The following is a 24,426-nucleotide window of genomic DNA, read 5'->3' as shown; positions in this document are numbered from 1 at the left end:
GTTCAGGCCTTTGCCCGAGCAGGAGATAGGCACCGCTCCCTTTGGACATAGCAGTCAACTAAGCTTGGGTGAGGAGGCGCGGCACCCAAGCCAAAAGGACAAAAGCACGGGATCGAACCGGCCATGACGGATTGAATAGCAGATGACATCCAAGCCCCAGCCACATTGGCGGCCGCATCTGCCAGATCGTGACGACTTCACCTGCTCGCAAGGTAGCATCTACCACCCAGGACTGTCACCGCCAGTTCGGTCGCTTGGCTACTCCGGCATCTGCGCGACGTGTGTTGCAACGGTGAAGGGCAACGAAAGCAATAGGCTCAGCCGACGAGCCACCAACCCAGCACCGAACAACGAATATCCTGAAGGTGAACCACTCGAGGAGTACCGCAAAGCCGACCGGAATGAGTTGACCAAACCCCTTAGCACCGCAAGACGATACCGCTTGAACTACGAAGCATAGTTGGCTTAAGAAGTGGCTTCCGCCAGGTAGCCCACTTATCAACCCAATTCGTGGCAATCCAAAACCAAAAATAGGAAAAGCCCTCGAACCGCATTCAATGCGGATCGAGGGCACCAAATGGTCTAGTTAAACGAAGGTCAGACTTTCCGCTTGCGGCTCACGGCACCAACGCCCAGCAGCCCGAGAGCAATCAAGGCCAACGAGCCCGGCTCCGGAACACGATTGGCCGTAAAGTCCACGTTGTCAAAAATGCCATACGGACTGTTCACTCCACCGGGCAATCCATTGCCAGAGGCGAGGATACCACCTTGACCACAAACATCCACGAACCCAACTACACCGGTCGTCGTATCAAGACAGGCGACCTTATTCCACATAAACCCAGAATTATTCGTAATGAAGTCCAGCCCCATACCAAAAGCACCAAGCGGCGAATTCAACGGAAGGAGTGAACCACTACCCGGATTTTCGTTCGCATTGGCAGCACTCCAGAAGCCATTGGGGCCCGCGCCGAGACCCAACTCAGCCCACAACGACCCATCAGTAGCGGTTGCCTCGCAGTTCGCCAAGGTACCGCAACCGATACGAGCAAAATTGTTACCCGCATCCTCATACAACCGACCAACAACACCCGTATTACCCACATCAAAAAGCGGATCTACGCCAAACGAATAGTTGTAGAAATTACCAGCCACAGTCGAGAAAATAAAGGTTCGGCTGGTAACGATGGTCTGAAAAATGCCCGTGAGCTCGTTGTAGCTCGACCCAGCCCCAATCGCGACCTGAGTCCCGGACGAACCCGTAATGTTGTCGATCTTGAAAATGCCACGCAGAGCATCTCCTTCATCAAGAACACCATTACCATTGTTGTCGAGCCAAGTTTCAGCACTATTGTCCGAGAAGAGAACAGGCCCTCCAGGTATTGCGCTGCCAACCGGCAACGCCATCGCAGCCGACACGCCGCCGGCCACGAGCGCCGCCGCAAGAATCTTTTTCATGAGAAATTTCATCATCTGCCCCTTAAGAAGTGGAATTTAACAGTCTCACCCGGCTTGGGCTTGAAAGCACCATCGTTGAAGCATGCTTCGTGCCAGAAAAAAAATATCAACTAATTCAATCACTTACATGTCCTCAGCCTGCCTCACAGCATTGACTTGTAAGCCATCCCGACAATCTCGGGTGCGCCTCCGGCTTTGTCTACGCCTGCTCCTCCCCCGCAACGGGGGGTCAGGCCCGCTTTCAGGAACTGTCGTGGCATCAAAATTTTTCGGCATTTCCAAGCTAAAGGACTTTTTTTGATCCCTCACAAGGACGCATAGACGCTGCTCAGATCAATTCAGTACACACCTTTGCTCCTGAGGCCATCGTTCTCCGTGGCCAGCATCAATCCTTTCAGATCACCGAGCCCCTTTTGGGATGCGCATCAAATTCAACTGAGTCCCCCACCGGCACGTTCGGCGCAATCAAACTTGTCAAGCGCTATAAGCACCGACCAATATGACCGTCACGTGCGAAAGACCAAACTCAAACCAGGTGCAAAACGTGACGCAGATTTTCCCGAGCCTTATCAAGTGCATGACTCTACCTTTGCGAACCTTGAACCGTCACCACATCGTGTGGAGAGATCCCATCAATATTAACCAGACCAAGAGTAGTCAGACAACGGACGTCGACTACTAATGACGGATGGCGGTTTGGCCCGGCCAATTCGAAAAACCATCAACGGCGTCGCATTGGGAACAATCGATGCCCACGAGTTGTTTGCATCCGACGTCGCCGGATCCACCGTCAAATCGGACGATTCAGACCGCAATGGCAATACAGCAGAAGCCGCAAGCGGTTGAATCGACAATCCGAGTTGCGTTGCGCTTAGCCAAATCCGCTGCATGCAAGCTCCAACCTCAATCGCGCCACCATCGACCGGAGCCCTAGTTGTTGCAATGACGCCGAGTCCCGGCGCTTGCCAAGCAGGCAGCAAACCAGCGCGCAGGCCAACTAGATGATGGACGCCAAGCCGATTTAACATTCGCATCATTGGCCAGCTTCTTAGTGCCTTAAAAAGTGGGCGCATCGGTAATTCAATCTCCAAAGCACCAGGAGGCAGAGCCCAGTCAGACGTTTTGTCCCACGAAAGGTCAAACCGAATCGATGAGAAAATCTCCTGATGCAGTTGTTGATCCAAGAAGCGAGCGCTTTCAGCACGCCAAATCAACTTCAGCAGACGTCGCCGTTCACGGCCTTGAGGCCATATCAATCTAACTGCGTCCGTGTCATTGACTTGCCTCTGCAGTGTTGCGATCTCCATTTGGGTCAAGGTGGGCCCAAAGTACATCTTGCGATTGGTGTGACGTTTTGGTATTACAGAGGCAAGGCCGGCAGTTTCAGACATCCCCGAAGCAGGCGTAAGAATCAACTTCGCCAATCGTCCATTGCCTTCACCCTCATTTGCACCGAAATACCACTTCACGCGTACAACAAACCCCAACTGACCAGCTCGCAACGTCATGTTCTGCACAACGGCACCTAGTGACAACTGACCGAGTACGCGCCTATGACGTTGTAACGTCGCTGAATATTCAGGACTAGGCCATAAGTCAATCGATTGCTCCGAAACAGAGAACCGGAAAACGTGCTCATTATCAGCCGAAGGGGCCAAAACACCGCTGCGAACAACGTCAAGCAATACCTGATCGGCAGTAGCATTTGGACGATGAGTTTCCATAGCGCATAAGACACCAGAATCGCTTTTTTTAACCCGCCACAATTTCGGAAACTCTGCCATCAAACAACAGCAACTGATTGGGCGTGAAATGCGAAAACGTTAACGAATCACCTTCTTTCACAGCTCGACATGACTAAAATCCGGCGATATCAAATTTGCATTGACGGAGATCGACACAGGATCTTCGGGGCCCAGGGTTCAGAAGTAATATGTCCCAAGGATCTGTAATACCCGCCGGTCAGGCAATAAGCCGAATTCACTGTTTGACTTGCCGATGGTCCGTTGATACTGGAAAGCCAAATCAAAACTTGGCCAATGATGACGCAGTTCTAGCCAAGCAAGTTTGCTCTCGTCGTCCGAATTAATACGTATATAAGCAGTCAATTCGAGGTCTTTGACGAACAACTCCTGTTGCGTCAAGTACAAAATAATAGCTTGACGGGATGCAATCTCCTGTCGCCGAAGTCCCTCCTGCAAGTAGGCTTGTTGCGCACCCGGCATATTTGCCAAATTGGCGAATGCCGTCTTACCCAAGGCAAATCCGTTGTACTGATATTCGGCCGTAATCGACGTCTTTCCTAATGTCGTATAGGTCGCACCAGCAACAAACCTGTTGCGGGTAACGGTGTTCGACGGCACTGTCAACGCACGGCTGAGCAGGTCTGGCTCTTTACCGCGTGTCCACTCCATGTGTGCTGTCGCGGCATCCGACAACAATGCAGTCATGTTGACGCCCACCGTCGGAGACAAGCCAGTTTCCTTGTACACCAGCAATTGGGTGTTGATGCTCTCCGAGATCTTGGTGCCCAGCGTCAATAGGCCACGGTCACGGTTGTTGGTCGACCCCAAGTCAAGACTCCATCCGTCGGCCCCCGGCCGTGTCGCCAATTTGGGCGAGAGCGCAAGTGATAGCGATCCACCCTCCCAAAGCCGCTGCCCGCGCAGCATCACAGTACCCATCCGGTTTTGTCGCAAAGCAAACGGATCCGCACTCGTGATGACTCGAAGACTTCCATCGCGAAAAAAGTCTGTCGGGTTGTAGCCGTAACCTGGGCCGCTTCGTTGGTTGATACGCCCAAAGTCGAATACGGTGTTACCGCCCTCGGGTTGCCAACTAAGGTAAGCCTCGCGCAGAGTGTTGACCGTTACTTCGTTGCCCAGAGCCGCCGGATGGATAACGTCGGTCCGATTAGAGAGCACCGCACGCAAACCAGGACTCAGATTACCTGAATACAAAATGTCGAACGATGCACGTTGCATGTCCTGGTACCCTTGGCCATATCGGCGGCTGCTGGTTCCGATCGAGCCTTCCAGAAACATCTTCAAGGAACCTGACGATTCGACTTTTTCTACAGGTGCACTTTCCAGTGCCAGCGGATCGAATCCTTCGGACTGAGCCAGAGTTTGGGCCAACGCCAACGAGCAAGGCCCAAAAATCATGCCTGCGATGACAAGGAGTTCACCTAACCTGGGACGAAAAAGACACTGCATTTGGTTCACTCCGGTTGAAAACGTGGCAGGTAGTCTCGCTGCATCCATGCCTCAGGAATATTGCGTGCGGAGTAGTCAGAGAACCGCATCAGAGTCACGGCCTGGGGATTCAGGCCGTCAATGATGACCGATTCGGTCGGTCGATCTGCTCCCAACTGCGGCTGAAACCGACGGTAATAAACAGTCTTGAGAAGACGTGCTGACTCTGCAAAAAACCGAGCTTTAAGCGGCCGATTGTTATCTGCATCGACCCACATCTCGATGCTTGCGTACGTCACGCCCGGCGAATCCGCAACCAAAGACAGCTTGTGCGCCCTCCTTTTTTTTCGTTCACCGTCAGTTATCTCCTCTTCACCAGCAAACGTCGCCTTGTAGTCCTTGGCCAGATTCACCGTGGTCACGTCACCGTTGGACGCTTGCCCCAGCAAGCGTTGCTGTGGCGACAGGCGTACGCTTGCCTTGCTTGTCGGATCGTAGAACCACATATCGTTGCCATTCTTAAGCATGAGTTTCCCGGCGTCCCGTGCAGGCAGGACAAACTGGATCAGGCTTGAAAACTGCCCTCCGTCCTGTTGGGTGCGCGAATAGCTCCTAAGAGTACTGGTATCCACTTGCTTGCCGTTTAGAAATTCGGTAAGAGTCACAGTCACGGCAAAGGGCCTGCCAGGATTGCGAATTGCATCGCTTGCAACCAGAATATCTTCAGCGCTAGGCGCAGCGTGCAACCATCCGTGCACCAGCAGCAGCGACGCGGCGAAGAGACGTAAATAGCCCATTACACATTTCCTTTTCTCAGACATGGCGTAGTGCGTCCACTACTTTCATTTGCGCCGCACGGTACGAGGGCCACCACGCAGACGCAATGGCGATACAAATCAAGCCCAAAGTTGTCCCGACGATCATCCGCGTTTCACCGGCAACAAGAATCGTCAGTGGCACCGGTTCGACAGTACTTGGTGGTACCCAAGGTATGTGCATACGATTAACCATCCACGACACCAAGAAGGCCAAGACTACACCGAGCAAAGCTCCAAAGACCCCTAGCAAAGTTCCTTCGGTAACAAACAGCCTCCGAATACCGGAGCGCCGCAAACCAATCGCCCTCAAGGTTCCAATCTCTACGGTCCGCTCCACCACGGCCGTATTCATGGTATTGCTGACAGTAAAAAGAACTATGGCACCTATCAGAATAAATACAAATCCGAAAATCGTGTCAAACATCTGCACTGTCTGAACAAAAAACGGGTTCAAATCACGAAAATCTTGTACGGCCAACGGCTGGCTAGTAGAAAACCGATCGAGAATTGGCTTCAATCGGGAGACAGCTTCGGGCACCTGGTCAGAATGCCGCAGTTGGAGAATGATTGACGTGACTTTCGGGGCCGACTTACCGTAGACAAGCTGCTGAATCTTCTCCAAGTGCATGGATACGGAAACCTCATCGAGTTCCTTGACGCCTTGGTCTTCGGCCCGAACCACCTCCAGCGACGTCACGTTGGGCGCGCCTTTGGAGTTCACAACCAGCACCTCGATCCGCCGCAAGTTACCTGCCGCACTGGCGGATGGGGTTTCCAACGCGCTCAATTGCGCGATGTCATCAGGTAGCGCCTTACCACCTCCCTCACTACGCTCGGTTTCCGGCTTGGGACATCGTTCGATCTTGAGTGCATCACACAACTGAAGTACCCGCGCCACACCAACCCCAACAACGGCCGCGTCTGGGCCTGTGCCTTCCAGTGCTGACACTGGGGCTTTGGAACGGAGAGCGAAGTCGTTCCAAAGGCGCATACGGTTAACGTCTCCAGCGACGAACCCGGTTCCGATGACTGTTCGGGAGACGCTGGCGGCGTAGTTCCCAGCAATTCCTCCAAATTGGAGCGACGGCGTAGCGACCGTGACCATCTTTCTCAATTCAGGGTCGGCGTCGATCGCATGGAGAATGGCACCATAGTCATCGATGCCATAGGCAGTGGGATTGCCGCTCCCGTACAGATAGAAGTCTCGGTGCTGAATCTGCAAGTGGCCACCGCGCTGGACGATGCGCGTATGCATTTCGTAATTGATATTTCCGCTGAACCCACCAAACAGCAGAATCGCTGCACAACCAATAGACATAGCCACCAACGTCGCCAACGACCTCCGCCGATTCCTCAACAGATTCCGCAACGCCAGATTGAATGTCATCATCATGACGACTCCCCAAACCCTTTGCGCTGGATCTTCTGTATCAAGCCGTCCTTCAGATAAATAATATCGTCGGCCGCCTTGATCACCTCCGGATCATGGGACGAGAACAGAAACGAAATCTCGTACCGCTCCACCAGCCGCCGCATCAGGTTCAGGATCGCCGCGCCCGTCTGGCTGTCCAGGTTTGCGGTGGGTTCATCGGCAATCACGAGTTTCGGCTTGCGCGCCAGCGCGCGGGCAATCGCCACGCGTTGCCGTTGACCGCCAGACAGTTGCCCGGGCAGGTTTTTTGCCCGGTCGCTCAGGCCCACGGCTTCGAGCAGGCGCGGGACGCGGGTGCCGCGCTTCTTGGCAGACGCGCCCGCCAGCAATAGCGGGTACTCGATGTTTTCGTACGCGCTGAGCACCGGCAACAGATTGAAGTTCTGGAAGATGAAGCCGATGTTCTTGGCCCGGAAATCCGACAACTCGTCGTCGTTGAGTTCCGCGACCTTGGTGTCGGCGACAACGATCTCGCCCTTGTCCGGGCGGTCGATGCAGCCGATCATGTTGAGCAGTGTCGTCTTGCCGCTACCGGACGGCCCGAGCAGGACAGTGAAGCAGGCGTGGCGCACCAGGATGTTCACGCCCTTGATCACGGGCACGCTGACGCTGTCGAGCTGGTAGGTCTTCTCGACCTGGGACAACACCGCCACCGGCCCGGTCTTGATCACCTCCTCGGCTGGCAGCTCGGAGTTGACTTCGGCTGACTCTTCCGCTACTTCATCCGCCATCTTCCACGCCTCCAGAGACCTTCCAAGTGCCGACCGACCGGCCCGTTGACCCGTCGCCGCGCCGGTCGAACGCCCATGCCAGCATCTTGACCCGGGCAACAAACAAACAAACAGACAAACAAAAAAATCGGCCACCGCGGCAATGATTATGGCGGCATAAGGCTCAGGGCCAAACCCCTTTGGCGTCGCCGAGGGCACAAGCGGCCAACAAATGCGCTGTTGTACCGCGACGATTGCGCGTTCCAGACACGCAGATCTTGGCCCGCTCGCCGGTGGCGCCGACATCGGGTTGCCGGTCGATCTGTACTCGCGCGGAGCATGTCGGGGGCGATTCCGCCGGCGCCCCTCTGAACCGGCTTCGGCGTACCGTGGCTGGCCTCGGGGCCGTCGCTGGAGTACCATGCGCAGCGAACAAGGTCGGTCAAGGGCACGGCGCGGCAAAGGCAGAAAAGGCAATGGCATCATCACGGCAAGACACGCTGGGCATGGGCAAAGGCAGTGACGATGAGCTTGCGCACCATGAACATGGCCGGGACGACACCCCCTTTGCCGCGACCGACCCACTGCCACTTCCTCGCCAGCCCCAGCTCAGCAGCCGCGACCGCGCAGCGCAACTGCTGATCGCACCCAGCGCCCTGATGACGCTGAGCCTGATCGAAGCCAAGATCGTCGTCAGCTACATGCACCCGGAGACGGTGCCCGCTGGCGAGACCTTCATCACCGAGGGTGATGCCGTGAACACCGGCTTCATGGTCCTGCTGCTCGACGGCGAGGTGCTGGTCGAAAACATCACGGTCAGCCGTACCAAGCCGGTCACGGTGACGGTGCTGGGCCCAGGCAGCCTGATCGGAGAGATGGGTCTGCTCGACACCGGGCCGCGATCGGCGTCATGCACGGCCAGCACCGACATCCAGTGCGCCGTGCTCACGCGCGATGCGCTCGAATCCCTGATCGAGGAGCAGCCGGCCATGGGAGCCAAGTTTCTGCTGGCGGTGTCGGCCCGTATTGCCGAGCGTTACCGCGAAACCCAGAAGAAGCTGGTGCTGTTTGCGCGCCTGGCCGCGACCATGCAGCAGGAACTCGATCGCCAGACCTGACGTCGACCGCCACCGGCTGATGGCGCACTGTGGCAAGCTTGCCGGATCGACAACGCACAACGCTCACGCGGCCAACCCATTCCATGACCCAGATTCTGATGGTATGCACCGCCAACATCTGCCGTTCCCCGATGGCCCAGATGGTGGGGGCACATCTGGCCAACCAGGCGGGTTTGGCCGGCCGGGTCACGTTCGAGTCCGCCGGTACGCGCGCCGGTCGTTTCAGCGAACCGCCCGATCCGCGCACCAAGGCCGCCTTGCTCAAACGCGACTACCCGGTCGGCAGAAAACGGTCCCGCCGGGTCAAGCCGGACGATTTCACGCGTTTTGACCTGATTCTCGCGATGGACCAGTCCAACCTGGATGACCTGCACAAGGTCTGTCCCGACGAGCACCGCGGGAAACTGCATCTGTTCCTGACGTTCGCACCGCAACTGGCCCTGCGCGAGGTGCCGGACCCGTATTTCGGCGGCCCGCAAGGCTTCGACCGGGTGCTGGAATTGTGCGAAGCCGCCGCGGCAGGACTGATCCTGCACCTGCGGCAAGGCGGCGTCTTGCCCGTTCAGACCTTGTAATAGTCCCGGTACCACTCGACAAACCGGCCGATGCCGGTCTTGACCGGCGTGGCCGGCACGAAACCGACCCAATACCGCAAGGCGTCGGTGTTCGCGTAGGTGGCCGGCACGTCGCCGTCCTGCAGCGGCAGCAGGTTCTTCTCGGCCTTGCGCCCCAGTGCTTCCTCGATGCAGCCGATGAAGTCGAGCAGCGGCACCGGGTTGTTGTTGCCGATGTTGAACACACGATACGGCACGTTGCTGGTGGCCGGGTCGGCCTGCAAGGGGTCGTACGACGCATTGGCCGTCGCCGGGCGGTCGAGCACACGCAGCACACCTTCGACGATATCGTCGATATAGGTGAAGTCCCGTTGCATGTTGCCCTCGTTGAAGACGTCGATCGCACGCCCCTCGAGAATCGCCTTGGTGAACAGGAACAGCGCCATGTCGGGCCGTCCCCAGGGCCCGTACACGGTGAAGAAGCGCAATCCCGTGGTCGGCAGTCCGAACAGATGGCTGTAGGTATGCGCCATCAGCTCGTTGGCCTTCTTGGTCGCCGCATACATGCTGACCGGGTGGTCGACGCTGTCGTGTTCGGAGAACGGCATGCGGGTGTTGCCGCCATACACGCTGGAGCTCGACGCATACACCAGATGCCCGACCTGGTTGTGCCGGCAGGCCTCCAGGATGTTCATGAACCCGACCACGTTGCTGTCGATGTACGCATGCGGGTTCTGCAGCGAATACCGCACGCCGGCCTGCGCCGCCAGGTGGATCACCCGATCGAACTTTTCGATGGAGAACAGCTTGGCGACGCCCTCGCGGTCGGCCACGTCTCCCTTGATGAAGCGGAAGTTCGGGTGCGGCGTGAGCCGGTCGAGCCGGCTCTGCTTGAGCGACACATCGTAATAGTCGTTGAGGTTGTCCAGTCCGACGACCTCGTCGCCACGCTCGAGCAGTCGGAGCGTGGCCGTCATGCCGATGAATCCGGCGGCGCCGGTCACAAGAATCTTCATGGTTGCGAGCCTGGTAGTCTGAATCGGTGCCTATCTTAGCCGCTCGCCATGGTGGTTCCCCGCGCCCGGCCGCACGCGCGACCGTCGGCGGGGCAGCCCTCAGAGCGCCAGTCGCCGGCAGATCTCCAGCGTCGGAGCACTTTGGTTCATGGTGTAGAAATGCAGCGCCGGCGCGCCACCGGCGCGCAGTTTTTCGCACAACCCGGTCACCACATCCAGGCCGAACGCCCGGATCGACGCGATATCGTCGCGGTAGGCCAGCAGCCGCAGCTTGATCCAGCGTGGTATCTCCGCGCCACACATGTCCGAGAAACGCATCAGCTGGCTGGCATTGGTGATCGGCATGATGCCCGGCACGATCGGCACGTTGACACCCATGTGCCGCGCATCGTCGACAAAACGGAAATACGCGTCCGGGTTGTAGAAATACTGGGTGATGGCCGAGTTGGCTCCGCTCTTGACCTTCATCGCGAAGGCATGCAGGTCATGCTCCGGGCTGCGCGCGCGCGGATGGGTCTCCGGATACGCCGCCACTTCCAGGAAGAAATGGTCGCCGGTTTCGTCCCGGATGAATTCGACCAGGTCCGACGCGTGGCGGAACTCGCCCTCGGTTCCATACGGGCTCGGCGCATCGCCGCGCAGCGCCACGATGCGCCGCACGCCCTTGGCCTGCAGCATCGCGATCTGCTCGCGCACGCTGGCCTTGGTTGCGCCCACGCAGGAAAAATGCGGCGCGGCCTCGACGCCCTCGGCCATGATCTCGGCAATGGCGCCGAACGTGCCTTCCTGCGTGGAGCCACCGGCGCCATAAGTCACCGAGCAGAACTCGGGTTTCAGTGCGTACAAGGCCTGTCGAACCGTACGGATCTTCTCCGCGCCTTCGGCCGTCTTGCCCGGAAAGAACTCCAGGCTGATCGGCAGTTGGGTTTCATGCATGGCGTTCACTCCTGTGCACGGGTTGAATGGATGAAAAATTCCTGGTTGCCGTCCCCCCCCTGGATGGACGACGAAAAATAGTCAACGACACACAGGCCCAACGCCTGGTGCGCCGCACGTACCCGTTGTTCGACCACCGCGTACAGGCTGTGGTCGGTCACGATGCCGCCCTTGCCGACCTGGCCCGGCTGCAACTCGAACTGCGGCTTGACCAGCATCAGCACGAAACCGCCCGGCTTGAGCAAGGGCACGGCCGCCGGCAACACCAAGGTCTGCGAGATGAAGGCCAGGTCGCCGACGATCAGGTCGAAGCCATCGAATGCGCCCTCCTGGTCCGCCGCCGGCAAGCCGGGCAACACGTCGGCGGCGGTCAGGTTCCGCGCGTTGATCTGCTCCAGGCAGCCCACCCGCGCATCGCCGCGCAGGCGCAGGTCGAGCTGGCCACGGCCCACGTCCACGCCGACGACATGCCGCGCTCCGGCCTGCAGCAGGCAATCGGTGAAACCACCGGTCGACTGGCCCAGGTCCAGGCACAAGGCATCGGCCACCGACACGCCGCAATGCGCCAGCGCCCCCGCGAGCTTGAGGCCCCCGCGCGACACGTACCGCGCCTGCGCATCGTCCAGCAGTTCGATCTCCGCATCGGGCGCGACGTCGTCGCCGTTCTTGCCCACGCGATGCCAGTCCTCGCCGAGCCGCCACCGCACGCCGTCGGCGATCAGCCGCTGCGCCTGCGAGCGCGTGCCCGCCAGGCCGCGTTGAACCAGCAGTTGGTCGATCCGCATAGGGCTCCGATCCGGTGACGAATAGTGATGCGCGCGCCGCAGACGGAACCCGCAGGGCCCCGACCAGGGAAACGTCGAATGCCTGGACGTCGGGGCAACCGCTTCCGGCCATCACGGGCCGGCGGCAGCACCGACGACAACAGGTTCAATAACGGTAGGTTGCCGACTTGTACGGGCCGGCCTTGTCCACGCCGATGTACTTGGCCTGCTCGTCGGTCAGTTCGCTGAGCATCGCGCCGACCTTCATCAGGTGCAGACGTGCGACCTTCTCGTCCAGGTGTTTCGGCAACACATAGACCTTGCCGGCCTTGTAGGCCTTGGGCTTGGTGAACAGTTCGATCTGCGCAATCGTCTGGTTCGCGAAGCTCGACGACATCACGAAGCTGGGGTGGCCGGTGCCGCAGCCCAGGTTCACCAGCCGGCCCTTGGCCAGCAGGATGATGCGCTTGGACGGCTTCTTGCCCTTGGCCGGGAAGATCACATGGTCGACCTGCGGCTTGATCTCTTCCCACTTGCACTTGGACAACGCAGACACGTCGATCTCGTTGTCGAAGTGGCCGATGTTGCAGACGATGGCCTGGTCCTTCATCGCCTCCATGTGCTTGTAGGTGATGACGTTCTTGTTGCCGGTCGCGGTCACGAAGATGTCGGCCTTGTCGGCGGCATATTCCATGGTCACGACCTTGTAACCCTCCATCGCCGCCTGCAAGGCATTGATCGGGTCGATCTCGGTCACCCAGACCTGGGCGCTGAGCGCGCGCAGCGCCTGCGCGCAGCCCTTGCCCACGTCACCATAACCGGCGACCACGGCGACCTTGCCGGCGATCATCACGTCGGTGGCGCGCTTGATGCCGTCCACCAGCGATTCGCGGCAGCCGTACAGGTTGTCGAACTTGCTCTTGGTCACCGAGTCGTTCACGTTGATGGCGCGGAACGGCAGCGTGCCCCGGGCAGCCATTTCCTTGAGGCGGTGCACGCCGGTGGTGGTTTCTTCGGTCACGCCGATGATCTGGCTGGCCTTGCGGGTGTACCAGGTCGGGTCCTGCGCGAGCTTGGCCTTGATGGCGGCGAACAGGCAGGTTTCCTCTTCGCTGGTGGGCTTGCTGATGACCGACAGGTCCTTCTCGGCCTTCTGGCCCAGGATCATCAGCAGCGTGGCGTCGCCGCCGTCGTCCAGGATCATGTTGGGGCCTTCGTTTTCGGTGCCGGCGGCGCCGAATTCAAAGATGCGGTGGGTGAAATCCCAGTACTCGGCCAAGGTCTCGCCCTTGTGGGCGAACACCGGCGTGCCCTGCGCGACCAGCGCGGCGGCGGCGTGGTCCTGCGTGGAGAAGATGTTGCACGAGGCCCAGCGCACGCTGGCACCCAGCGCCTGCAGGGTCTCGACCAGCACGGCGGTCTGGATCGTCATGTGGATGCTGCCGGTGATGCGCGCGCCCTTGAGCGGCTTGGCGGCGGCGAATTCCTCGCGGATGGCCATCAGGCCAGGCATTTCGGTTTCCGCAATGCGGATTTCCTTGCGGCCCCATTCGGCCAGGGAAAGGTCGGCGATCGCGCTGTCGGCGGTCGGGTTGTTCAGACGTGCATTCATGGTTCGCTCCGGAAAGGATGGACAAACCACATCTGGCATTGAGTCAAAAAGAACTCATCGCACGGGATGTGGATGAGCGTCGTTGCATGGATGGTCCGAGCCTCACGCCCCGCTGCTGAACTGCTCAGTGGGGGCGCTGCAACGCTCCTCGGATCGCGCGATTCTACCGCAGAGGCCCTGATCTGCCCCCTGCCGCGCGTCGCCGGTGGCACCTGCACCACCGGGAGCCCTGTGCGACACTGCCGGCCTTCCATGCGAATGAATCCCCTCCAACTCTGGCCCGCCGCGGACCGCGCCCGCATTCACGGCGTGCTGACCGACATCGACGACACGCTCACGACCGAGGGCGCCATCACCCCCGACGCCCTGGACGCGCTGCACCGTCTGCGCGCGGCGGGCCTGCCGGTGTTCGCCATCACCGGCCGGCCCGCCGGCTGGAGCGAAGCCTTTGCGCTGGCCTGGCCGGTGGACGCCATCGTGGCCGAGAACGGCGCCGTGGCCTTGTGGCGCGGCGCATCGGGCGAACTGCTGCGCGACTACCTCCAGGACGCGCCCACACGCGCGGCCCACTTTGCGAAGCTGCAGGCGACCGCACGGCGCGTGCTGGCCGAGCTGCCGCAGACCCGCCTGGCCACCGACAGCGCCGGGCGCGAGACCGACATCGCGATCGACCACAGCGAGTTCGCGCACCTGAGCGACGCCGACATCGCCGCCGTGGTGCAACTGATGAAAAGCGAAGGCCTCAACGCCACGGTGAGTTCCATCCACATCAACGGCTGGATCGGCGAGCACGACAAGCTCGCCGGCGCGCGCTGGATCGTGCGATCGCGCCTGGGCCGTGCGCTGGACGACGAGCTCGACCGCTGGGTCTACGTCGGCGACTCGACCAACGACGCGCGCATGTTCGGCCATTTCCCCCACAGCGTGGGCGTGGCCAACGTGGCGCGCTTCTGGGGCGCACTCACGCAGCACCCGCGCTACGTGGCGGCGGGCGAGCGCGGCGCGGGCTTCGCCGAGGTGGCCGATGCCGTGCTGGGCGCCCGGGCCGGGCTGGCATGAGCGAACACCCGCTGCCGCCCACCGGCCCCTTGCCGAACCACCCGCCCGCCCAGGCCCGCCTGGGCCTGTTCGCCATCTTCGGCTCCACTTTCTTTGAGCTGGTGGGCTATTTCATGCTCACGCCGCTGCTGCTGCTGCGCCTGAAGGGTGGCGGTGAATCGACCGCGCTGGCCGGCGTGTTTGCCGCCAGCGGCTGGCTCGGCGTGTTCCTCATGACGCCGTTCGCCTCGGCCATCACGCAACGCCTGGGCCGGCGCCCCACGCTGTGGCTGGCCGCGCTGATCCCGGTGATCGCCACCGCCGGTTTTGCCTTCACGCCGCTGCTCTGGCTGTGGTTCGTGTTCAAGATCGCCGCCGGCATGGCCTCGGGTCTGCGCTGGGTGCTGGCCGAGGCCGTGGTGGCGGAGTTCTCCCCGCCCGGTCAGCGAGGGCGGTACGTGGGCATCTTCGAGACCATGGTGGGCATCACCTTCGTGGTCGGCCCGCTCATGCTGGCCTGGGTGGGTGCCGACAGCGATGCGGCCTTGTGGATCGCGCTCGGCTTCATGGCCATCGGCCTGGTCTGGAGCCTGCTGATCCCGCGACTGCCCGATGCCGCCGACGCGCACAGCGCCAAGGTGGGCCTCTCGGGCGTGTGGCACGCGCTGCTGGCCCACCCGCTGATCATGACCGTGGGCTTCGTCGGCGGCTTCTTTGAAAGCGGCCTCACCGCCATCCTGCCGCTCTACGGCCTGGCGCTGGGCCTGGGCGCCACGGCGTCGGCGCTGCTGGTCTCGGCCAGCGGGCTGGGCAGCGCGCTCATGATGCTGCCCGCCGGCGTGGTGGCCGACCGCATGTCCCACCACCCCACGCAGCGCTGGGGCGATGGGCACCGCGCGCGCCTGGCGATCATGCGGGTCTGCGCCCTCATCACCCTGCTGGCCACGCTGGTCATCCCCTTCGTGGCCGGCACGCCCTGGCTGGCGGCGCCGGTGGCCTTTCTCTGGGGCGGCGCGGGCGGCTGCCTCTACACCCTGGCGATGATCGACATCGGCTCGCGCGAAGAAGGCATCACCCTGGTCAACAGCACCGCCGTGCTGGTGCTGTCCTACACCCTGGGCGGGGTGCTCGCGCCCGCGCTGGGCGCCGCCGCGCTGCAGTGGGCGCCCACGTTGGGCTTCCCGGCCTTGTTGCTGTCGGTGGCCGGTTTGGGCTGGTGGCTGTTGAGGCGGACCGTTTCGACCCCATCTGAAGGAACCCCGCGCAGCTGAGCGGCTCCCAACCTGACAAGCGAAAGGATCTCCCCATGGCCATTCCCTGGCTGGTTGCCCTGAAAGTGATCCCCTGGGGCGACGTGATCGAGCACGCACCCACGGTGCTCAACGCCGCGCGCAAGCTGATGGACCGCTCGAAGGCGCCCCCCGCCGGCACGGCCGCCCCCGCGCCGCTGGACCTGGGCGAGGCACCGCCCACCCTGGGTGAGCTCAAGAACCGCCTGGTCGAAGCGCGCCAGCTCATCGACCAGCAGGCCGCCGTGCAGGCCCAGATGGCACAGACCCTGAGCGAACTGGCCGAACAGAACGCTCGGCTTGTGGTCGCCGTGGACCTGCTGCGCAAGCGCACGCGCCTGCTGTTGTGGGTGGCGGCCGTGCTGGCCGTGGGCCTGGTGGTGCTGTTCGTGCGCTGACCGCTCAGTCGCTGCGCTCGGCCTGCAGCGAGGCATCGCAGCCCACGCCGGCCGCGATCCAGCGCCGCGCCAGCCGCTGAAACACCGGTGCCGCCCAGCGCCAGCGCGGGCCGAGCACGCCGCGCGCATCGGTGAGCGCGCCGCAGCGGTAGAGCGACAACGCAGCATCCCAGCGCAGCGCGTCGCACGCGCCGAAGCGCTTGCGCGAGATCACCCGCCCCAGCGGGCAGGGCTCGGCCAGGCAACACACACCGCAGCCGTTGCAGGGAGCGCCGAGCACCGGCTTGGCAGGCGCATCGGCGTGGATGTGGATGACCTGGCCTGCGTCCATCAGGTCCGCGCCAGCACCGGCCCCAGCACCTTGCCGGTGTGCGTGCCCAGCCGCACGACCTCGTCGGGCGGGGCGGCGGCCACGATGCGGCCACCGCCGTTGCCGCCCTCGGGCCCCAGGTCGATGATCCAGTCGGCCTCGGCCATCACGTCCAGGTCGTGCTCGATCACCACCACGCTGTGGCCGCCGTCCACCAGGCGGTGCAGCACGCGGATGAGCTTTTCCACGTCGGCCATGTGCAGGCCCACCGTGGGCTCGTCGAGCACGTAGAGCGTGTGCGGCGCCTTCTGGCCCCGGCGCGTCACGTCGTCGCGCACCTTGCTGAGTTCGGTCACCAGCTTGATGCGCTGCGCCTCGCCGCCGCTGAGGGTGGGGCTGGGCTGGCCCAGCGTGAGATAGCCCAGGCCCACGTCCTTGAGCAGTTGCAGCGGGTGGCTGATGTTGGGCATGCTGGCGAAGAAGTCCACCGCCTCGTCCACCTCCATCTGCAGCACGTCGCCGATGCTCTTGCCCTTCCAGGTCACGGCCAGGGTCTCGGGGTTGAAGCGCGCGCCGTGGCAGACCTCGCAGGGCACCTTCACGTCGGGCAGGAAGCTCATCTCGATGGTGCGCATGCCCTGGCCTTCGCAGGCCGGGCAGCGGCCTTCGCCGGTGTTGAAGCTGAAGCGGCCCGGGCCGTAGCCGCGCGCCTTGGCTTCCAGCGTGTCGGCGAACAGCTTGCGCACCGTGTCCCAGAAACCGATGTAGGTGGCCGGGCAGCTGCGCGGGGTCTTGCCGATCGGGGTCTGGTCGACTTCGAGCACGCGGTCCACGGTCTCGAAGCCGCTCACGCCGGCGCAGCCGCTCCACGCGGGGAATTTGCCCTTGTCCATGGCATCGCGCCCGGCCTTGGTGCTGCGCTGGCTGACGGCGGCGGCCACGTTGGTCAGCAGCACGTCGCGCGCGAGCGTGGACTTGCCCGAGCCCGACACGCCGGTGATGACGACCAGGCGCTGAAGTGGCACGGCAGCGTCGAGGTCGCTGAGGTTGTGCAGGTTGGCACCGCGCACGCGCAGCCAGGGCGCGCCCTCGTCGAGCGCCGGCAGCACGCCGCGGCGCGCTTGCAGCGGGTGCTTCATGGCGTGCAGCAGGTAGCGCCCGGTCACCGAGTCGGCGTTGGCCGACAGATCGTCCACCGAGCCCTGGGCCACCACGCGCCCGCCGCGCTTGCCCGCGCTGGGACCGATGTCGATGATGTGGTCGGCACGGCGGATGGTGTCCTCGTCGTGCTCCACCACCACCAGGGTGTTGCCCTGGTCGCCCAGCTTGTGCAGGGCGTTGAGCAGGATGGCGTTGTCGCGCGCGTGCAGGCCGATGGTGGGCTCGTCGAGCACATAGCACACGCCCTGCAGGTTGCTGCCCAGCTGGGCCGCCAGGCGGATGCGCTGCGCCTCGCCGCCGCTGAGCGTGGGCGCACCCCGGTCCAGCGTGAGGTAGTTCAGGCCCACCTCTTCCAGGAAGGCCAGCCGGCTTTCGATTTCAGGCAACAGGTCGCGCGCGATGTCAGCCTCTCGCGCGCTGAGCGCCAGGTCTTTCATCAGCCCTTGCACCCAAGTCCTGACCTCGCGCACTGAGAGGCAGGCCACATCGGTGATGCCCACGCCAGCGAAGCGCACCGCGCGCGCCTGCGGGTTCAGGCGCGTGCCGGCGCAGGCCGGGCAGGCCTCGTCCACCAGGTCCTCCACCTCGGGTTCGGCAAAGCTCTGCTCACGGCCCTTTTCCTTGTCGTCCCGCACCGAATCGTCCAGCGCCTTGCGCTGGTCTTTCGACAGCTTCACGCCGGTGCCCACGCAGTCGGGGCACCAGCCGTGCTTGCTGTTGTAGGAGAAGAGGCGCGGATCGAGCTCGGGGTAGCTGGTGGCGCAGACCGGGCAGGCGCGCGTGGTGGAGAACACCTCCAGCGTGCCCAGCTCGCGCGTGGACGCGCCCTCGGCCAGGGCCTGGGCCAGGCCGTCGAGCGGGGTGAGCACATGCACCACGCCCTTGCCGATCTCCAGCGCCTTGTTCAGCTCGCGGCGCAGCGCGGCTTCGTCGTCGGCGCTGACGACGAAGTCGGCCACCGGCAATTCGATGGTGTGTTCCTTGAAACGGTCGATGCGCGGGAACCCGGTGGTGGGCAGGAACTCGCCGTCCACCCGCAGGTGGGTGTGGCCGCGTGGGCGCGCCCAGTCGGCCAGCTCGGTGTACACCCCCTTGCGGTTGACCACCAGCGGCGCGAGCAGGCCGATGTGCTGGCCCTTGTAGCGCGCGAGGATGGCCGCGGCGATGCTGTCGGTGCTCTGCGGCATCACGGCGGCGCCGTCGTGCACGCAGTGCTGCGTGCCCAGCTTCACGTACAGCAGGCGCAGGAAGTGCCACACCTCGGTGGTGGTGCCCACGGTGGACTTGCGGCCGCCGCGCGAGAGGCGCTGCTCGATCGCCACGGTGGGCGGGATGCCGTAGACCGCATCCACCTCGGGCCGGCCTGCAGGCTGGACGATGCTGCGCGCATAGGCGTTGAGGCTTTCAAGGTAGCGCCGCTGGCCTTCGTTGAACAGGATGTCGAAGGCCAGCGTGGATTTGCCCGAGCCGCTCACGCCGGAGATGACGTTGAACTTGCCGCGCGGGATGTCCACGCTGAGGTTCTTGAGGTTGTGCTCCTTGGCGTTGACGATGCGGATGGCGTGGGCGTGCGGCCCCTCGTTGCGCGCGCGCGCCGGCTGCAGGCCCTTGGACCGGCCTTCGCGCACCTCGTGCACCTCGCCCATGGCCAGCGCGTACTCGCGAAGGGCCTTCGCCGTGTGGCTGCTGGCGTGCTCGCGCACGGACTCGGGCGGGCCCTCGGCCACGATCAGGCCACCGGCCTCACCCCCCTCGGGGCCGAGGTCGATCAGCCAGTCGGCCGATCGGATCACGTCCAGGTTGTGTTCGATCACCACCAGCGAATGGCCGGCGTCGAGCAGCTTGCGCAAGCTGCGCATGAGCTTGGCGATGTCGTCGAAGTGCAGGCCGGTGGTGGGCTCGTCGAACAGGAAGAGCGTGCCCTTGCGCGCCACCGCCTGGCGGCTGGCGCTGCCGTTCTTCGAGGCCTCGGCCAGGAAGCCCGCCAGCTTGAGGCGCTGCGCCTCGCCACCGGAGAGCGTGGGCACGGGCTGGCCGAGCTTGACGTACTCCAGGCCCACGTCCACGATGGGCTGTAGCACGCGGATCACCTCGCGATCCCCCGCGAAGAGCGCGGCGGCCTCGCTCACGGTGAGGTCCAGCACCTCGGCCACGTTGAGCGAGCGGCCCCCGCGCTGGATCCTGACCTCCAGGATCTCGGGCCGGTAGCGCTTGCCGTCGCAGTCCGGGCAACGCAGGTACACGTCGCTCAGGAACTGCATCTCCACGTGCTCGAAGCCCGAACCGCCGCAGGTGGGGCAGCGCCCGTCGCCGCTGTTGAAGCTGAACTTGGCCGGCGTGTAGCTGCGCTGGCGCGACAGCGGCGCCTCGGCGAACAGCGCACGGATCGCGTCCCACGCGCCCACGTAGCTCACCGGGTTGGAGCGCGCCGTCTTGCCAATGGGCGACTGGTCGACGAACACCACCTCGGAGAGCAAGTCGGCCCCGAGCAGGCGGTCGTGCGCGCCCGGGCTCTCGGTGGATTTGCCGAAATGGCGCAGCAGCGCGGGTGCCAGCACGTCCTGGATCAGGCTGGACTTGCCCGAACCCGACACGCCGGTGACCACCACCAGGCGCTGCAGCGGGAACTCGACCGACACGTCCTTGAGGTTGTGTTCGCGCGCCCCTTCGAGGATGAGGCGCGGCGTGCTGTCGGTGACCATGCGCTTGAAGCCCATGCCGATGGTTTTGCGCGAGCCCAGGTAGGCGCCTGTGAGCGTGTCGGCCGAGCGGATCGCCTCGGGCGTGCCGTCGAACACGATCTGCCCGCCCCGCTCACCCGGGCCGGGCCCCATGTCGATCAGGCGGTCGGCCGCGAGCATCACGGCCGGATCGTGCTCCACCACCACCAGTGTGTTGCCCGCATCGCGCAGGCGCAGCATGGCGTCGTTGATGCGCGCCATGTCGCGCGGGTGCAGGCCGATGCTGGGCTCGTCAAGCACGAACAGCGTGTTCACCAGCGAGGTACCCAGGGCGGTGGTGAGGTTGATGCGCTGCACCTCGCCACCGCTGAGCGTGCGGCTCTGGCGGTCCAGCGTGAGGTAGCCGATGCCGACCTCGCACAGGTAGCGGATGCGGGTGTTGATCTCCTCGAACAGCAGGCGCAGCGCCTGCGCCTGGCCGGCGCCGGCCGCCTCGCTGCCGGGCGGGACCAGCGTGGCGTTGAGCGAGGCGAAGAAGCCGCGCAGCTTGTCCAGCGGCATCAGCATCAAATCGTGCAGGCACAGGCCGGGCAGTGCCTCGAGCTGCGCGCGGCTCCACTTCACGCCCTGCGGCAGGTAGCGCTTGTGCGGAGGGAGCACGGCATCGGCCTGGGCCTTGCTGCCGATGCGCCAGAGCAGGCTGTCGGTCTTGAGGCGCGCGCCATGGCAGCTCGGGCACTCGGTGTAGCTGCGGTACTTGGACAGCAGCACACGGATGTGCATCTTGTAGGCCTTGCTCTCCAGGTATTCGAAGAAGCGGTCCACGCCGTACCACTGCTGGTTCCACTTGCCGTTCCACGAGGGCGAACCCGCCTTCACCCAATGCTGCTGCTCGGGCGTGAGCTTGGCCCAGGGCGTGTCGCGCGGGATGCCGGCGGCCTCGGCGTGCCGCATCATGTCGTCCTGGCACTCCTTCCACGCGGGCGTCTGGAACACCTTGACCGCGCCGGCACGCAGCGTGAGCTTGTCGTTGGGGATGACCAGGCCGTAGTCCACCCCGATCACGCGCCCGAAGCCCCGGCAGGCATCGCAGGCGCCCACGGCCGAGTTGAACGAGAACATGGAGGGCGTGGGTTCGTTGTAGCGGATGTCGCTTTCGGGGCAATGCAAGCCGGTGCTGAAGCGCCAGATCTCGGGCTCGCCCTCGTCGGCCAGCACATAGACCATGAGCTTGCCGCCACCGCGCTTGAGGCCGGCTTCGATGGCCTCCATCGCGCGCGCGGGCTCGACCGTGCCGATGCGGAAGCGATCGGCCACCACGTCGAGCACCTTCACCGACTCGATGGCCGGCTGCGCCTTCTTGCCGGTTTTCGCTGGCGCAACCGCCTCTTTGGCGGCCCGCTGAACCACCCGCTCGGCCTGCACGCGGGTGTAGCCACTGGCCGAGAGCCATTGCTCGACTTCCTCGGGCGTGGTGCTGGCCGGCAATTCGACCGGAAAAGTCAGGACCAGGCGCGGATCATTGGCCGGGGCCCCCTGGCTCCCGGGGGAGGCCGCGCGGGCCTTGAGTTCGGCATAGATCGACTCGGGCGAGTCGTGCCGCACCGGCAGCGCGGTGTCGCGGTCAAACAGGTCGGCACCCCGGGCGAACAGCAGCTTGAGGTGGTCGTTGAGCTCCGTCATGGTGCCCACGGTGGAGCGCGAGGAGCGCACCGGGTTGGTCTGGTCGATCGCGATCGCCGGGGGAACCCCTTCGACCCGGTCGACGGCGGGCTTGTCCATGCGGTCCAGAAACTGGCGCGCGTAGGCGCTGAAGGTCTCGACGTAGCGGCGCTGGCCCTCGGCAAACAGGGTGTCGAACACCAGGCTGGACTTGCCCGAGCCACTGGGCCCGGTGACCACCGTGAGTTCACCCGTGCGGATGTCGAGGTCGAGGTTCTTGAGGTTGTGCTGGCGAGCGCCCCGGATGCGGATCAGCCCGGAGCCGCCTTCTGTCGGGTGGTCGCGCCCTTGCGCCTCGGACACGGTTGAAATCGCGCCCACGGATGGATCGGCGGGCAGAAAGGCATCGGACATGCATGGGCTCCAGAGGGGGACGCGAAGATTCTACGGAGGGGTGTGACAAAGCATCTGTGCGGTAGGTCATATCCACAATTTCCTGCGCCCGCCGGGTGCATAGACTCGGCTCACCCAAGGAGACGCCTATATGAAACGAATCCGCTTGTTTTCAAGCCAGGTCTGCACGGCCTGGGCGCTGACCGGTCTGCTGGCTTTTTCGGTCCCCGCATGGGCCCAGCTGCGCGTGGGCATGCCTTCGGGCTTCACCGGCTCGGTGGCGGCCGGGGTGAAGGAGAACCATGAGGGTGCCCAGCTGTATTTCGACACGATCAACGCGCGCGGCGGCGTCAATGGCCAGAAGATCGAGCTGATCACGGTGGACGACCAGTTCGACCCCAAGGTCACGGTGGACGTGGCGCGCGAACTGATCACGAAGCAACGCGTGCTGGCCCTGTTCCTGAACCGGGGCACGCCGCACTCGCAGGCCCTGCTGCCCATGCTGGCCGAGCTCAAGGTGCCGCTGGTCGGCCCCAGCACCGGTGCCATGGTGCTGCACCAGCCGGTCAACCCCTGGGTGTTCAACGTGCGCGCCACCTACCAGCGCGAGGCCGCCAAGGCCATCGAGCACCTGGCAAGCATCGGCATCACGCGCATCGCGGTGCTGGAGACCGACGACTCCTTCGGCGCCGACTCGGCCGCCGGTGCGCTCAAGGGTTTCGAGAAGGCCCAGCTCAAGCCGGTCCTGCATGAAAAGTTCCCGCGCGACAAGCCCGACTTCACCGACCTGTCCAAGCGGGTCAACGAAAGCAACGCGCAGGCGGTGATGGTGATCGGCTCGGCGGGCAACACGGCCAATGCGGTCAAGGCGGTGCGGGCCGCCGGCTCGCGCGCGCAGGTGGTCACGCTCTCCAACAACGCGTCGGACGGCTTCATCAAGCTGCTGGGCGAACACGCGCGCGGCGTGATCGTGACCCAGGTGTTTCCCAACGAGCGCTCGGTGGCCTACGGCCTGATCAAGGAAGCGCAGGAGTTCGCCAAGGCCAAGGGCCTGCCGGGCGTCTCGCCCGCGATGATGGAGGGCTACGCGGCCGCCAAGGTCCTGACCGAGGGCCTGCGCCGCGCCGGCCCCAACCCCACGCCGGTGGCCCTGCGCGACGCGCTGGAGAGCCTCAAGAGCTACGACCTGGGTGGCCTGACCGTGCACTACAGCCCGACCAACCACACCGGGCTGGATTTCGCCGATCTCTCGATCGTCGACGCGAGCGGCAAGTTCAGGAGATAACACCGCTCCGCGAGAAGCGGCCCATCCAGAGACACCGAGGAACCGGCTTCGCCGGGCCTCAGGTGTCGCCCCCCTGGCGGGGGGAGGCGCCGCAGGCGACGCAGGGGTGCTTACGACTTGACGATCAGGACGGGGACTTTCGCGTGCGTCAGCACCTTCTGGGCCACGCTGCCCAGAATGAGGGCTTTGACGCCCTGGCGCCCGTGGGAGCCCATCACGATCAGGTCGCAGCCCTCGGCCTCGGCGGTCTCGATGATGCCTTCGTAGACCACGTTGCGCTCGATGGTGTCACCCGCCGCGAACACCACGCCCTGGGCCTCGCAGGCCTGACGCACCGCATTGAGCGCCTGGCCTGCCGCGCTCTTGGCTTCGGTCAGGTAGGCCTGCAGGCCCACGGCCGAGGCGTCGCCGACGCCGATGTAAGGGAACGGATCGATCACGTTGACGCCGATGATCTGCGCGTTGAGGCTCTTGGCCAGCCCCAGCGCCACTGTGGTGGCCTGCGCGGCCAGCGTGGAACCGTCGGTGGGCACGAGGATTTTCTTGAACATGGTGGCTCTCCTTGAAAGAGATGTGAACCACCCGCCCCGGGGGGCG

At 63.5% G+C, this 24,426-nt stretch carries 19 protein-coding genes and 1 riboswitch; of the genes, 6 read left to right on the top strand and 13 right to left on the bottom strand.

Annotation, left to right across the window (positions count from 1 at the left end; translation table 11 throughout):
- Positions 1–597: 597 nt before the first annotated feature.
- From KIT86_RS04510 to KIT86_RS04485, 6 genes are all read right to left on the bottom strand, one after another.
- Positions 598–1,458, bottom strand: a complete 861-nt coding sequence (locus KIT86_RS04510) for a PEP-CTERM sorting domain-containing protein (RefSeq protein WP_297395401.1) — start codon at positions 1,456–1,458, stop codon at positions 598–600.
- Between the two features lie 638 nt (positions 1,459–2,096).
- Positions 2,097–3,242 (bottom strand): hypothetical protein, encoded by a 1,146-nt coding sequence (locus KIT86_RS04505; protein WP_297395399.1) that lies wholly within the window; start codon positions 3,240–3,242, stop codon positions 2,097–2,099.
- A gap of 138 nt (positions 3,243–3,380) precedes the next feature.
- Positions 3,381–4,673, bottom strand: a complete 1,293-nt coding sequence (locus KIT86_RS04500; RefSeq protein WP_297395397.1) for a hypothetical protein — start codon at positions 4,671–4,673, stop codon at positions 3,381–3,383.
- A gap of 5 nt (positions 4,674–4,678) precedes the next feature.
- Positions 4,679–5,449, bottom strand: a complete 771-nt coding sequence (locus KIT86_RS04495) for an outer membrane lipoprotein-sorting protein (RefSeq protein WP_297395449.1) — start codon at positions 5,447–5,449, stop codon at positions 4,679–4,681.
- A 16-nt stretch (positions 5,450–5,465) separates the two neighbouring features.
- A complete protein-coding gene (locus KIT86_RS04490; RefSeq protein ID WP_297395447.1) occupies positions 5,466–6,860 on the bottom strand; it encodes an FtsX-like permease family protein in 1,395 nt (464 codons plus the stop codon).
- Positions 6,860–7,555, bottom strand: coding sequence for an ABC transporter ATP-binding protein (locus tag KIT86_RS04485; protein WP_297395445.1), 696 nt, complete (start codon positions 7,553–7,555; stop codon positions 6,860–6,862). The genes KIT86_RS04490 and KIT86_RS04485 overlap by 1 nt, the downstream gene beginning before the upstream one ends.
- Before the next feature lie 533 nt (positions 7,556–8,088).
- Between KIT86_RS04485 and KIT86_RS04480 the strand changes: the two genes are divergently transcribed.
- Together KIT86_RS04480 and KIT86_RS04475 are read left to right on the top strand one after the other, a co-directional pair.
- Entirely contained in the window at positions 8,089–8,730 is a 642-nt protein-coding gene (locus KIT86_RS04480) for a cyclic nucleotide-binding domain-containing protein (RefSeq protein ID WP_297395395.1), read from the top strand.
- Between the two features lie 83 nt (positions 8,731–8,813).
- Positions 8,814–9,305, top strand: a complete 492-nt coding sequence (locus tag KIT86_RS04475) for a low molecular weight protein-tyrosine-phosphatase (protein ID WP_297395394.1) — start codon at positions 8,814–8,816, stop codon at positions 9,303–9,305.
- Here the strand turns inward: KIT86_RS04475 and KIT86_RS04470 are convergent.
- The 4 genes from KIT86_RS04470 to ahcY form a co-directional block, all read right to left on the bottom strand.
- Positions 9,293–10,300, bottom strand: a complete 1,008-nt coding sequence (locus KIT86_RS04470) for an NAD-dependent epimerase (RefSeq protein WP_297395392.1) — start codon at positions 10,298–10,300, stop codon at positions 9,293–9,295. The genes KIT86_RS04475 and KIT86_RS04470 overlap by 13 nt on opposite strands.
- Before the next feature lie 99 nt (positions 10,301–10,399).
- Complete coding sequence (metF, locus tag KIT86_RS04465; protein WP_297395391.1) at positions 10,400–11,236, bottom strand: methylenetetrahydrofolate reductase [NAD(P)H]; 837 nt, start codon at positions 11,234–11,236, stop codon at positions 10,400–10,402.
- A 5-nt stretch (positions 11,237–11,241) separates the two neighbouring features.
- The gene (locus tag KIT86_RS04460; protein WP_297395389.1) at positions 11,242–12,021 is read right to left on the bottom strand and encodes a TlyA family RNA methyltransferase; all 780 of its coding nucleotides are present in this window, start codon (positions 12,019–12,021) and stop codon (positions 11,242–11,244) included.
- A 145-nt stretch (positions 12,022–12,166) separates the two neighbouring features.
- The gene (ahcY, locus tag KIT86_RS04455; RefSeq protein WP_297395387.1) at positions 12,167–13,612 is read right to left on the bottom strand and encodes an adenosylhomocysteinase; all 1,446 of its coding nucleotides are present in this window, start codon (positions 13,610–13,612) and stop codon (positions 12,167–12,169) included.
- A 67-nt stretch (positions 13,613–13,679) separates the two neighbouring features.
- Positions 13,680–13,768, bottom strand: a riboswitch (S-adenosyl-L-homocysteine riboswitch).
- A gap of 102 nt (positions 13,769–13,870) precedes the next feature.
- Here ahcY and KIT86_RS04450 point away from each other — a divergent pair.
- Genes KIT86_RS04450 through KIT86_RS04440 form a run of 3 tightly spaced genes read left to right on the top strand, consistent with a single transcriptional unit; the run spans position 13,871 to position 16,337 of the window.
- Complete coding sequence (locus KIT86_RS04450) at positions 13,871–14,671, top strand: HAD-IIB family hydrolase (protein WP_297395386.1); 801 nt, start codon at positions 13,871–13,873, stop codon at positions 14,669–14,671.
- Complete coding sequence (locus KIT86_RS04445) at positions 14,668–15,921, top strand: MFS transporter (protein WP_297395384.1); 1,254 nt, start codon at positions 14,668–14,670, stop codon at positions 15,919–15,921. Before KIT86_RS04450 ends, KIT86_RS04445 begins: the two co-directional genes overlap by 4 nt.
- A gap of 35 nt (positions 15,922–15,956) precedes the next feature.
- Positions 15,957–16,337, top strand: coding sequence for a hypothetical protein (locus tag KIT86_RS04440; RefSeq protein WP_297395383.1), 381 nt, complete (start codon positions 15,957–15,959; stop codon positions 16,335–16,337).
- 4 nt (positions 16,338–16,341) lie between these two features.
- Here KIT86_RS04440 and KIT86_RS04435 read toward each other — a convergent pair whose 3' ends face one another.
- Both KIT86_RS04435 and uvrA read right to left on the bottom strand, forming a co-directional pair.
- Complete coding sequence (locus KIT86_RS04435; protein WP_297395382.1) at positions 16,342–16,668, bottom strand: hypothetical protein; 327 nt, start codon at positions 16,666–16,668, stop codon at positions 16,342–16,344.
- Entirely contained in the window at positions 16,668–22,565 is a 5,898-nt protein-coding gene (gene uvrA, locus KIT86_RS04430; protein ID WP_297395380.1) for an excinuclease ABC subunit UvrA, read from the bottom strand. Before uvrA ends, KIT86_RS04435 begins: the two co-directional genes overlap by 1 nt.
- 130 nt (positions 22,566–22,695) lie before the next feature.
- On the opposite strand from uvrA, the gene KIT86_RS04425 reads away from it, so the two are divergent.
- The gene (locus KIT86_RS04425; protein WP_297395378.1) at positions 22,696–23,829 is read left to right on the top strand and encodes an ABC transporter substrate-binding protein; all 1,134 of its coding nucleotides are present in this window, start codon (positions 22,696–22,698) and stop codon (positions 23,827–23,829) included.
- 110 nt (positions 23,830–23,939) lie between these two features.
- Here the strand turns inward: KIT86_RS04425 and KIT86_RS04420 are convergent, their stop codons facing one another.
- Positions 23,940–24,380 carry a universal stress protein gene (locus tag KIT86_RS04420; RefSeq protein ID WP_297395377.1) on the bottom strand — a complete coding sequence of 147 codons (441 nt, stop codon included), beginning with the start codon at positions 24,378–24,380 and terminating at the stop codon, positions 23,940–23,942.
- Positions 24,381–24,426: the final 46 nt, after the last annotated feature.

It is taken from the genome of Hydrogenophaga sp. (assembly GCF_026125825.1).
Taxonomy (GTDB): Bacteria; Pseudomonadota; Gammaproteobacteria; order Burkholderiales; family Burkholderiaceae_C; genus Hydrogenophaga.
Note: the sequence above shows the minus strand (reverse complement) of the source record. Positions and strands in the feature narration are given on the sequence as shown.